The sequence below is a fragment of the Rhizobium sp. SEMIA 4085 genome, from assembly GCF_013004495.1.
Classification (GTDB): Bacteria; Pseudomonadota; Alphaproteobacteria; order Rhizobiales; family Rhizobiaceae; genus Rhizobium; species Rhizobium gallicum.
Window position 1 is genome coordinate 1 of record NZ_JABEPH010000195.1, and the last position, 11435, is coordinate 11435.

The 11435-nt window shown below is 59.0% G+C and carries 10 protein-coding genes and 1 tRNA gene; 2 read left to right on the forward strand and 9 right to left on the reverse strand.

All coding sequences use genetic code 11. The annotated features are described in order from the left end of the window. Nucleotides 1–38: 38 nt before the first annotated feature. Both C9413_RS19125 and C9413_RS19130 read right to left on the reverse strand, forming a co-directional pair. Nucleotides 39–983, reverse strand: coding sequence for an ABC transporter permease (locus C9413_RS19125; RefSeq protein WP_170250764.1), 945 nt, complete (start codon nt 981–983; stop codon nt 39–41). 53 nt (nt 984–1036) lie between these two features. After that, nucleotides 1037–2674, reverse strand: a complete 1638-nt coding sequence (locus C9413_RS19130) for a TIGR04028 family ABC transporter substrate-binding protein (protein ID WP_040115628.1) — start codon at nt 2672–2674, stop codon at nt 1037–1039. Nucleotides 2675–3003: 329 nt separating this feature from the next. On the opposite strand from C9413_RS19130, the gene C9413_RS19135 reads away from it, so the two are divergent. Continuing rightward, a complete protein-coding gene (locus C9413_RS19135) occupies nt 3004–3732 on the forward strand; it encodes a YoaK family protein (protein ID WP_040115629.1) in 729 nt (242 codons plus the stop codon). A 15-nt stretch (nt 3733–3747) separates the two neighbouring features. Here the strand turns inward: C9413_RS19135 and C9413_RS19140 are convergent, their stop codons facing one another. Continuing rightward, complete coding sequence (locus tag C9413_RS19140) at nt 3748–4353, reverse strand: class I SAM-dependent methyltransferase (protein WP_040115630.1); 606 nt, start codon at nt 4351–4353, stop codon at nt 3748–3750. A 272-nt stretch (nt 4354–4625) separates the two neighbouring features. On the opposite strand from C9413_RS19140, the gene C9413_RS19145 reads away from it, so the two are divergent. Beyond that, a tRNA-Val gene (locus C9413_RS19145) sits at nt 4626–4701 on the forward strand. Nucleotides 4702–5099: 398 nt separating this feature from the next. Here C9413_RS19145 and C9413_RS19150 read toward each other — a convergent pair. From C9413_RS19150 to C9413_RS19175, 6 genes are all read right to left on the reverse strand, one after another. Beyond that, entirely contained in the window at nt 5100–5588 is a 489-nt protein-coding gene (locus C9413_RS19150) for an SRPBCC family protein (protein ID WP_040115631.1), read from the reverse strand. Beyond that, nucleotides 5572–5928: a helix-turn-helix domain-containing protein gene (locus C9413_RS19155; RefSeq protein WP_040115632.1), complete on the reverse strand. Its 357-nt coding sequence runs from the start codon at nt 5926–5928 to the stop codon at nt 5572–5574. The genes C9413_RS19150 and C9413_RS19155 overlap by 17 nt, the downstream gene beginning before the upstream one ends. Nucleotides 5929–6207: 279 nt before the next feature. Beyond that, nucleotides 6208–7125, reverse strand: coding sequence for an RNA polymerase sigma factor (locus C9413_RS19160; protein WP_040115633.1), 918 nt, complete (start codon nt 7123–7125; stop codon nt 6208–6210). Then, nucleotides 7122–7865 carry an SDR family NAD(P)-dependent oxidoreductase gene (locus C9413_RS19165; protein WP_170250765.1) on the reverse strand — a complete coding sequence of 248 codons (744 nt, stop codon included), beginning with the start codon at nt 7863–7865 and terminating at the stop codon, nt 7122–7124. The genes C9413_RS19160 and C9413_RS19165 overlap by 4 nt, the downstream gene beginning before the upstream one ends. 156 nt (nt 7866–8021) lie before the next feature. Beyond that, nucleotides 8022–8807, reverse strand: coding sequence for an SDR family oxidoreductase (locus tag C9413_RS19170; RefSeq protein ID WP_040116605.1), 786 nt, complete (start codon nt 8805–8807; stop codon nt 8022–8024). A gap of 525 nt (nt 8808–9332) precedes the next feature. Next, nucleotides 9333–11435 (reverse strand): ImcF-related family protein (locus C9413_RS19175; RefSeq protein WP_170250766.1); only part of this gene is annotated, 2103 nt, incomplete at its 5' end.

Consider the following 11435-nt stretch of genomic DNA (forward strand, 5'->3'; position numbering starts at 1 on the left):
TTTGCTTCCGAGGTGGACTTTAGCCTTTTCCGCCCGGGTCATGTCGCGGTCCCCAGTTTGGTTTTCAGTCGCGGATCGAGCACGGGATAGAGCAGATCGATCGCAAGGTTTATGGCGACGAAGGTGGCTGCAGATATGACGACGATCGCCTGCAAAACCGCGACATCCTGGGAGGTCACTGCCTGTTCGGCGAGGCCGCCGATTCCGTTGAGGCCAAAGACGGCTTCGGTCACGACGGCACCGGCCAGGAGTTCGCCGAAGAGCACACCAGCCACCGTCAGTACTGGCAGCGATGCGTTCCTTGCGACATGGCGCCACAACACCCAGTAATGCGATGCACCCTTGGCGCGCACAACAGCCACGAAGGGACGCGTAAGGACCTCATCGACGTTGCGAAGCAGGAGTTGCGCCATCGGTGCGGAAATCGGAACGGCAACGGTCAGGACGGGAAGGATCAGTCCCTCCCATGGCCCGGGATTGATCACCGGCACGAGTTTCAGCCGGAACGAGAATATCTGGATCAGCATGATGCCGAGCCAGAACGTGGGCACAGAGACGAACAGCGAAGGGATAGAATGAATGAATGAACGAAGCCGGCCGAGGCCCGGAATATTGCAAAAGATCGCAAGAATGACCGCCAGGATCAAAGCGGTGGCAAAGCCGAGCCCTGCAAGCTGGATGGTCGAGGGCAGGTTGACCGCAAGCTGCGCGCTGACGGCGACGCCGCGCTGCAGCGAATAGCCGAAATTGCCTGTCAGGAAGTTGCCGATTGTTTGGAGATATTGCGACGCCAGAGACCCGTCTGCTGCGTAGGCTGCACGAATATCGGCCAGCTGTTCCGGGCCGAGGCCGTATTCCGGGTTCTGAAATTTGATCAGCACCGCGTCGCCGGGCATCGCCTGCAGCAGCACGAAAGAAATCGTGAAGGCGGCCCATAGCACCAGAAGCGCCTGCCCTGTGCGTGAAAGAACATATCTTGCCATGGTAAACTCCGTCTCAGCGGAACTAGCGCGGCTCTTGCCGGGCTTTCGCCCGGTTAGTGTTCAGCAAGCCAGATGCTGTAGAAGCTCGGGCGGCCGACCGCCTCGAAGGCTACCCCTTGCACATAAGGTGCGCCGGCAAAGGCCTGCGGCTCTTCAAAAATCGGGATTGCATAGGCCTGATCGATCACGTAGTTCTGAACCTCGCCGGCAATCGTCAGGCGCTTCGCAGGATCGGGTTCTGACGAAAGCTGCTCAAGCAGGCCGTTCAGCCTGCCGTCCGCAAAGGACTTCACCTTGTCGCTCAACCCGCCCTTCTGGCGAAGAACGTCGCGATTCTTCGGATAGTACTGGCTCTTGATGACGTCGGGATCGGCGCGGCCCACCATCGCCGGCGAAACGGGCGTCTTGTCCGGATCGAGATCATCGACCGTCTTGCTGCCGGCATCGCCTGCAAGAACATTGAGCGTCACGCCGAGCTTCGCCCATTGCTGCGCGACAAGCTGTAGCGTTGCCTTGTTCTGGGGCTGCGGTGGCGATTCATAGGCTGTCAAGATAAGTGGCTGGCCGTCTTTCGCACGCACGCCATTGGCGCCGGCCTTCCAGCCGGCATCGTCGAGCAGCTTTGCGGCTTCGGCAGGATCGTAGGCAAGCTTCGAGGACAGATCGACATAGCCCTGCGCCGTCGAAGCGATGATCGATTTTGCCTGGGGATAGTTCACGGAAAAAAGCGTCGACACGATCTCCTGCGTGTTCGTGCCATGCAGCAGCGCCCGTCGGACGCGCAGATCGGCAACGAGCGGGTTGTCTGGGCGGAAGACGACGCTGTTGTTCACGCCGCGCGTGGGCGGCGCGTAGATCTTATAACCCTGGCTTTCGACCTGCTCTTCGTCATAGGCCTGCACTTGGCGGATGAAATCCGCCTGGCCGGACAGCAGCGCGCCGATCCGCACGCTGTCCTCCCCGGTGATGACAAATTTGATCCCGTCGAGGTAGGCGCGGCCCTGATGTTTAAACTTTGGAGGACCCCAGTTGTAGTCTTGGCGCGCCTTCAGCGAAAGCTCCTTGCCGAGCGTTTCGCTTTCGACGACAAAGGGGCCCGAGCCAATGATCTTCGTTGCATCCCCGAGCTGTTCGAACGGCAAAGCCAGCGTCGCCAGCGAAACTAGGCCGGAGCCGATAACCGACGTTCCCTGCAGAAATCCCGGCGATGGCCTTTTGAAGTAGAATTTTATGGTGAGCGGGTCGATAACTTCGGAATGGTCGTAATTGTTGATGACTTCCGAAACCGGCTGCTTCAACGCTTTGTTACCGAGACCGAACGTATCGTAGTTTTTCGCAACCGCGTTCGCATCGAGCGGCGATCCGTCCGAGAAAGTCACACCTGCGCGCAACCGGAAAGTATATTCCGTCGCATTCTCGTTCACCGTCCAGGATTGCGCGATCCAGGGCTCGATCTCGAGCGTCTTCGGATTCTGATAAGTCAATTTATCCGTAATCTGATTGAGCACGCCGCCATTCGGATAAAAACCGCCGGCCGGAGGATAAAGATTGGTGTGCGCCTGCTGCTCGAGATAGATCAGCGTGCCGCCGGTAACCGGCTTGGCCGCATCTTCCGCAATGCCCACGGAAGCAGAAATCGTCAACGACAATGCCCCGATCAATGCGGCTGCGCCCAAATTTTTGAAGCTCATGTCTATTTCCCTCGGATGAAACATAGCCGAAGGATACGGTTTTCATGTCTTAATCCATAGAATTGATGTTCTATTTTACGCCCGTAAGGTGAAATGAAGAACTCGCGCGACGATAAAACCGGCAACATCCGGCATGGAGAGGCAAATGCGCCCGTCGAAAAGTCGAGATGTCGACCCTGTTGACGTTCAGGTTTCGGGCGATAGAACTGGGTTGTGCAGATTCCTCTGCTCTCGGCGACCGCCAAAAAGCTCGACCGCATCGAGGATTAACGTCCCATTGACCTTTTTTTCTAAGCATTGACCCAATCCCGCCACGTTGAAGACAGACCATGCTGATCCGCCAGGGGCACGAACGCAACGAACAGATTGACAGGAAGCTCGCCTCTTGCCTTGCAGCGATCGCTGGCGCGCTCAACGCGGCCGCCTTTTACGCGGTCGGCTTCTTTTCTGCGAACATGACCGGAAACATCTCCACATTTTCCGACCACATTGCCGTCGGCGCGTGGATTTCCGCCCTGTTCTACCTTGCGATCATCGTCACATTCATAATGGGCGCCACCGTCTCGACGCTGCTCATCAATGCCGGCCGCAGACGCAACATACATGCCATCTACGCCTACAGCATCCTGACCGAGGCGATATTGCTTGCGGTACTCGGCTGTGCCGACCTTTGGCTGCTTGGAGAATGGCGGGCACCGGTTCTGGTGATCGGCCTTGCCTTTCTCATGGGCCTTCAAAACGCAGTCGTCACCCGCATTTCCAACGCTCGGGTAAGGACCACCCATATATCGGGAATGGCGACCGATGTCGGCATAGAGCTTGGGATGGCATTTGACATCCTGCGCGGACGGGAGCGAGCCAGCGAGGCGCAGTATGACCGCGCCAAGCTCCTTTTACATGTCCAAACCATCCTTGCGTTCCTCTTCGGCGGGATCGTGGGCGTCGTCGTCTATCGCGCCGCCGGCGGCTTGTTGCTTATCGCCACTGCCGCGCTCTTGCTGACGATTGCCATGGCCGGCATTTTCCGGGTGCGGCAGCAGCGGGCACACGCCCCGTGACTTACGGCTGGTACATCAGAGGCGCTGCAGGCAAAAGGAAAAATGCGCATCCGGATCCAGCGTCAGGTATTCGAAGCGCCATCCGCATTCCGCGCAGAACTTGTTGACGGCTTCCACGACGCCGTAGACGATCGGCTTTACGGTGTTACCGGTACAAAAATCGTGGCCGGCAATTCGTCCGCCGCGATTGACCTTGCTGTTTGACAGGACCAACTCCTTCCAGGTGAGTTCGAAGGAATGATCGGTGTCGATATAAACCCAGTCGAAAAAACCATCGTCAAACGTGCTGAGGGCTTCAAGCGACGTGCCCTGCCGGATCACCACCGTTCCCCCTTTTATCTCGCCGGCATATTTCTCGCTCACCGTCGCCATGCCGGCGGAGTAACGATCCATCCCCCATGGATCGATCAGGAAAAGTTTTTCGGGGCGGTTCCGCTTGAGTATTTCAGACGTGAACTCTCCTTCAGCGACGCCAATCTCGGCTGCAACTGCATGATTGGGCAGACGATAGAGGAGTTCATTGCGATCAGGCAGCAGTTTGGCGCCTTCGGTATGGACAAAATCAAGTCTTGTTCGAGGTGTGCTGCTCCTCAGACGCAGCCGCTCTTCGCGCGTTTTCACTCTGTGCTCCAGTGCGGAATGATTTGTTAGTCGCGACACAACACCAGAATGTGCCGCGACGCAGCCCATCTCTATACGCAAGCCCGGCATTACGAAAGCTTGCGAGACAAGGGACCTGCCCTTGGCGGTTCACAATAATCTGAGCGTGCCCGTGATGCACACGAGGTGATGATTGCCGGTTCAAAAATTTTGGCGAAAAAACCCGCCAATGGTCTTGCAGTTCTGCGCCGATATCGATAGAGAGCCTTCACGCTGGATGCTGCGGCATCGAGGGGCGATTAGCTCAGTTGGTAGAGCGCCTCGTTTACACCGAGGATGTCGGGAGTTCGAGTCTCTCATCGCCCACCATTCCCTTAAAATGCCTTTGTTTTTCTTTTCTGCTCGTTCCCGCACCGGGAATAAGGTGGGGTTTTGGCGGCCTCGATTTGTTCTGCGACAAGGCGTGAAGACTTACAGCTAGGCGCGCGCGATCGGCGCCCTTGGTATAAATCTCGGCATGTTGCGTCGTGGCCCAGCCATAACGAGCCATCAGTTCATGTGCTTTCGCGCCGGCGCTTGCTGCGATCGTGGCAGACAGCCTTCTTGGGCCGTGGGCATTATTTCCTCACAGAGTTTCCGCATTTGTTGGGCAATACCGAACATACGGGCGTCATCATATACGAGATTAGCGGCCTGAAGGGCCGGTCGAGCCACTTCCCAAGAGCAGACGTTCCCCCGAGGCGAGTTTCCCGACCCGCGCCACTCGCCTATAGCAATTCGTCGAGCTGCTCCAGCTGCTCCGGCAATGCGGCCGCCGAGCCATGTAGTGCTTCCTCAAGCGCCTCCTTGGACGGATAGACTTCGTGGAAATTCAGCCGCGTCTTCCCGCCCTGGTCCTCGAAGGTCACGGTCGTGACCGCGCCTTCTTCGCCCTCGTCGTTGGTCCAGACGATGCGCTCGTTCGGCACCACCTCGAGATACTTGCCGTAGAAGGCCATGGTGTCCGAACCGCCGGCGCCGAATTCCAGCCGATATTTGCCGCCGGTACGGACGTCCATATCGCACGATACGAGCGAAACGCCGGATGCCGATTTTGGCACCCACCAGCGCTGGAACAGCTCGGGCTGGCTCCACGCCCTGTAAACCGTGCTCGGCGGCGCATTGAATGTCCGCGTTACGACGAGCTCGCGATCCCCTCTACGCTCGACTGACGTGCTGTTCTGCGCACCAGCTGCACTGTTAACTTGCTGATTCATCGCTTCCCTCCTGTTTCATTTCGCTGATAATTTCGTCCAGTGCTTCGAAGCGGGCCTCGAAGAGCTTGCGATGTGCCTCGATCCACTCGGCCTCCGCCTTGAGGCCGCGTTTCCCAAGCTTGCAGGTTCTCACCCGTCCGACCTTCTGCGTGACGACGAGCCCCGCTCGCTCGAGAACCTGGATGTGCTTCTTCATGCCGGTCAGCGTCATCTGGAACGTATCCGCGAGACTGGTGATCAACGCGTCCCCTCGCCCAAGCTGATCGATGATCCCGCGGCGGGTCGCATCGCACAGCGCCGCAAACGAGAGATCGAGGGAAGAGCTTACATAATGAACCATATAGTTCAGAGTCTAACCTGACAGGAACGGAAATTCGAACTCGGGCATGGTCGTCCAGCAAAAAAACCGGCCGTCCGGTTAAGTTCGAAATCACGGCAGATGGAAGGGCAAGCTTGCTTGCATGACTTGATCGTCGTGGTGGAACAATCGACGACTCCGCCTTTCCCAGTCAAATCGACCATGCCGATCGGCAGTTGTTGCCTCGGACCGAAAGCGGCCATCGCATTGGTTTGACGCGACGACATCTGTGCGCCAACACGAGCCATGAGACCGCCAGGCCTAATATTCGCGTTGCGATGCGGCCCGCGTCACAGCCGCGCCCTCCATGACGTAGGTCGCATATCGATGGTCGCGGATCAGTGTTATCTTTTGGTCCCTCCATTCAAGCAGCATGAAGTAAGCAGGAGCAGCGGACGGCGCAGCCGAGACCAGCACTATTTCCCTGCCCTCCAGACAAGCCGGCTCGATCCAAACCCGCGGATAATCCGCATAATAGGAAAAGAATCGGCCAACGTTCGCCGCACCGGAGACCTGCGGCCGTCGTGCCTGACGAAGCCGAACATCCTCGGCAAGCAGCCTGCGCAGAGCCGTCCAATCCCTCGCGTTGAAGAGCGCTGCGAAATTCAGAACCTCGGCACTTGGGGACAGCGGAACTTCGGACTCTGACTCGGAGATGGATCGCAATCCTGCCCGACCACGTGAGAGATGGGCTTTGACAGCATCGGTACTCAGGCCCAATAGCGCGGAGATGTCTGCGATGGACTCTCCCAGCACATCCTTGAGGATCACCGCGCTACGCTGCGGCACCGGCAATTTAGCAAAGTGAGCCAAGGCGATCCGCACCGTTTCCTGCCGACTCAGTGCATCCTCTGGATCAACAGCACTGACATCAGCTAAATCAAAGGCCGTCTCCAGCGGCTCCGACCGGCGGGTACTTCGCTGGCGCAGCGCATCAATGGCGCGATTGTGAACAATGCGAAACAGCCAGGGTCGCAGCGGCGTGCCCGACGAGATCGAGCCGACCATCGCGAACGCACTGACTAACGCGTCCTGTATTACGTCCTCACCGTCGATCACCGAGCCGACCAATCGGGCGGCATAGCGATGCAGTTCCGGGCGAACTGCATCCGCCTCCTTGGCCAGCACCGCGTACAGTGTGTTCTTCGCTTCTGCTTCGAGCGCAACTTCATCCATCATTCGATGACCGTCACGCCGGTGTCTCCACGCACGGCGTAGATCATAGCCTCTTCTAGCGCCGTCTTGCCGATCAGTTCGGCTACCGTATCGCCAAAGCCACGCGGTGTCATGTCCGGCCAGGTAGCGGCCTGTTCGGCGTATGTCCGGCCCGCCGCCGCAGCATAGCCGGAGATTCCGGCGTTGCCCACGCCCGTTCCTGTGAACATCTGCCGGGGAACGATGACCCGGAAACGCAGGCCCAGGCCGAGCTGGGTCGACAAGCCCTCAGCATATTTTGCAATGAACCACTGCGCCCGTTTTGCTCCTGCATAACCTCCCGATAGCGGCGAGCCCTGCACCGCGGCTCCGCTGGAAACGAGAACGACCAGCCCGCCCGACGCCATCGGCAACGTCAAAGCAGCCTGGACCCAATGCAGGGCGGCCTTCACGTCGACGTTCCAGTTGGTCGTGAACGCCTCCCAGCTAACGCGGTCGATACGTTCCATGGGCGGTTCCGCACCAGCATTCATGATGACGACATCAGGTCGTGTCTCTGACATGATCCTGTTCGCGGCGTCGATACTGGGCGCGTCAGCAGACACAGTCGTGACGGCTAGTTGCTCGCCCAGCGCTTGCAAAGTCGTCGCGTCGCGAGCCACGACGGTCACTTTAGCTGCGCGCGCTACAAACGCCTCGGCCATTCCGAAGCCCAACCCGCGGCTACCACCGACGACAACTATTCGTTTTCCATCCAAATCCATGTTCTTTTCCTCATTGGATCCAAACCGCGCAAAGGCAGTCGCGACAAGGACGTTCGAATGAGCTGAAAAGAGTCATCATTTTCGCGCTCGGGCGTGGGAAGCTATCGTACTGACTGTCCACACTGTGTCTACGAGTCCCGATACGCGAGCAGCAATTCAGTCGATCTGTGCGCCTCCTGTCGCATTGGCCATCGTGGCTGTCATGCCGGCCGCCAAGTCGCTGGCCAGGAGTACCGCCGCGTCAGCTATTTGCGCGAGCGGCGTCACACGCCGCAACGGGGTATCCTTGGCGAACTCTTTATGGATTTCATCGAAAGTCATACCACGCTCACGCGCAGCCATCGACCAAACGTCGCGAACGCCGGGAGAGTCTGGGGAGCCCGGCGAACGAACCCACGTGACCCTCACTCCTAAGGGCCCGTTCTCTACTGCTAACTGTCGCAAAAAATGCTCGACGGCAGCACAGGCAATTCCAAACCCGCCCACGTTCGGGAAAGCTTGGCGTCCAGCGTTCGCACTGATACCGACGATGGAACCGCCACCGTTGCGCGCCATATGATCCGCAACTGCAGTTCCGGTGTAGAACCACGTTGTGAGACCGGTTTGAACGGGCCGAAGGACTTTCTCCAATGAAATCGTCCCGAGTGGCTCACCTTGTGTGTCGCCCCAATCGATCGCGTTGAACATTATCTTGACCGGCCCCGCCTTATCGGAGATCAGCGCGAGTTGCGCCTCAACAGCTTGCTTGTCCGTTGCATCCACAGGCTTCACCTCCGCCATTCCACCCCGCGTCCGAATATCGTCCGCAACCGCATCCAACCGATCCTTATGACGGGCCGCCAGAAAGACGCGAGCGCCTTCTCGGGCAAATGCCTTTGCCACGGCTGCTCCAACAGCCCCACTGGCACCATAAACAATTGCATTTCGATCTTTCAGCAACATGCACCTCTCCTTTTTGCCACTGTTTACATAAGCTGGCACTAGAAGACGATCGCGAGTTCCCCCTTCCGACATTACCAAGAGAAATATTGCGAGCATGCTGACGGTTTTCGGTTAGGCGTTTGCGCGATCCCAGATCACTGAAGGCGAGATCGAACGTCCATTTGGTCAAGGCGTGGCCTTGAGCAGAAAGTTGGCCTGAATTTGCGCAGAGTCCTCGAGCAGTTCATTTCGACCGCGGTGCCGCCGGTGGCGGACTCGCTTCTGCGACGGTCAAACTCGTAAAATGATCATGAGGGTTCCCATCCTAATGGCCGCTTAGGGCCGATAGTGTTGAAAAACTCTCCGACACCCTTTTCCTCGACGTAAGCTTTAAAATGAAATTGCTCGTGAGTGCCGATTTGGCGCGCCGAATGACACGACATTCCATTAATCGCCAGATATCTGAAACCTCATGTCAAGCGAAGCGAAGGAATTGACCCCGCCCCAACCGCGCGGGTATTATGTGCAAAAATTCGAATATTGCATTCAGAGCGTGAATGGACAGGTCAAGCCGCGCATCAGTGAGCGTACCGACACCGGGTTGGCAGCTCCTGCGAAGGACATCTGAAGATAGGCGCGCGCGCTCTTGGCACGGACATCGATCAGGAACCGTCGGCCGGCCTCGCGGGGCCGCAAGCGCGACCCATCCAAAAACCGCAACAGGCCCCATGGACCGCGTGCGCTCTTCTTCTCGAGCCCAGGACCAGTATTGAAGGATATCTCAAAGCCTTGCGCGGGCGAGGCTCCCGGCCAGTTCAATGTGACCGACTCCCCGGAAGTGATGACCGGGGCATGAGCGCCGCCGATCGAGACAGTCGCGGCTCCTCGTTGGGCAAGAGCCTCCAGCACAATCGGGATGTCGGGCGAGGCTCCCTTTTGAAAAAGGGCCTCGCCAACGGCAACCGCCTTTTGGAGAAAGGCCGCGCTTCCGGGTGAATAGCCTGAAAGTCGCGCTTCCGGCTTCCATCGCCACGGTGTCGTCGACGTGTCCATCAAATGTGCCAGTTGCGCCCGGAAATACCTTTCTATGGTGCCGTTCGGCGCGAAGATCCGCGCGACTTCGGCCATGTCCGCATCAGGTCCATCAAAGAATGGATAATGGCCGCTTACGGCGGCCTGGCAGGCGGCCGCAACCTGAGAACCCCAAGGTGATTGTGATGACTGTGCAGGCTGCGGTGCCGAGGTCGCCTGCTTTGGGACATGATCCGCAGCAACCTCCGGCACTTTTGGGGTAGCCGTCTGAGAGATCACGTCCTCGACGATCTGCACAACCAGCAGCGGGGCTTGCTGCAAGGCAACGATCGAGTTGGCGCGCTCCTGTGCGTCCATGAGGGATTTCTTGCCGATCTCCGCATCCGCATCGAGGACGGAGAGAGCCACGTTCAGCGAGACAAAGAGCTGCGAAATTTCCGACATCCGGCCCTGCTCCACGAACTGGATGGCCGGACCCAATGCCGTTGCGACTCGAAGCTGGTTGGCGTGGCTTCGGCTCCGGTCGGTCCCGCCGGACTGACGCCATGCCTCGCGGATAAGCGCCGAGAGCGGCGAGTTGCGTGCGCTCAGCCCACCGCTGATCACGACAGAAGTGGGTTGGTCTGTGAACGGCCTCACGCGAAGCTCACCCAGATACTGCGTCCACACCTCAAGCGTACGCTTTTGGAGGAGATCCATCACCGCTTCCGTGGTCGTCGTGCCGCCCGAGGGGAGCAGCGTTGCGGCTTCGGACGTTGCCCGGCGGATAGCATCGGCGGCGCCCGACCTCGCATAGTTCCATCCAGCCTCCGTATAGAGACCCGGGACTCCGCGCTCGATCGGCAGGCCCGACCGGTGGATTAAGATCGTGTCGAGACCAGGGGCCGCCTGACTGAGAGACCAGGGAGGAACAGCTGCCGTCTTTTCGGCACGTGCCAGTTCGAGCAAGGCCCGCTCACTGGCCAAGCCTTCAGCAGCGAATTGCCGCGCCTGGGCGATCGTTTCGGGATCGGGAGATGGAAGCCCCGGCTGCGGCTTGGGCATGGCAGCAACATGTTCAGCCAGCAAAGCAAGTTCGGGGAAGCTCTCGGCGCGATCGGCGACCCAGCCCCCCAGAAACCTGGGCTGCCAGTCCGATGTCCCTTTCAGTGTCGACAAAGCGCGGAGGGAATCGTAGAGCGCATTCGCCTCCCCTTCCGTGGCAAGCGCAATAGCCAGTGCCTCGGCGAGCGGCTCGGCAACCAAGGCTTCGGCCGCCTCGCCATAGCGACGGCGCGCTGCTGCAGCGGGATCGACCATTTCTATATGGTGAATGAGGCCAAGCGGTGAGCGGGCGGCATCCTGCTCAATGAGCCGGACCGCCGCCACGAAGGCATCGAGTTGAGCCGCCCGCGCGGCTGGCGTGGCGGCCTTGCCAGCTTCCACAACGCTGCGGACGTCGGGCAATTGTGCCAGCAGCCGCTCGCGAAACTGCCATTCGGCCCACCCGGCCCAGGCCACCAGCACCGCGAAGCACCTTTCTCTTACACACATCTCCGCGCCCCCGAGACTCCTGCGCCACGCCCATGCCTGCTTCCGCTCGAACGACACCACGGAGCTGCCCGAGACAACACACGC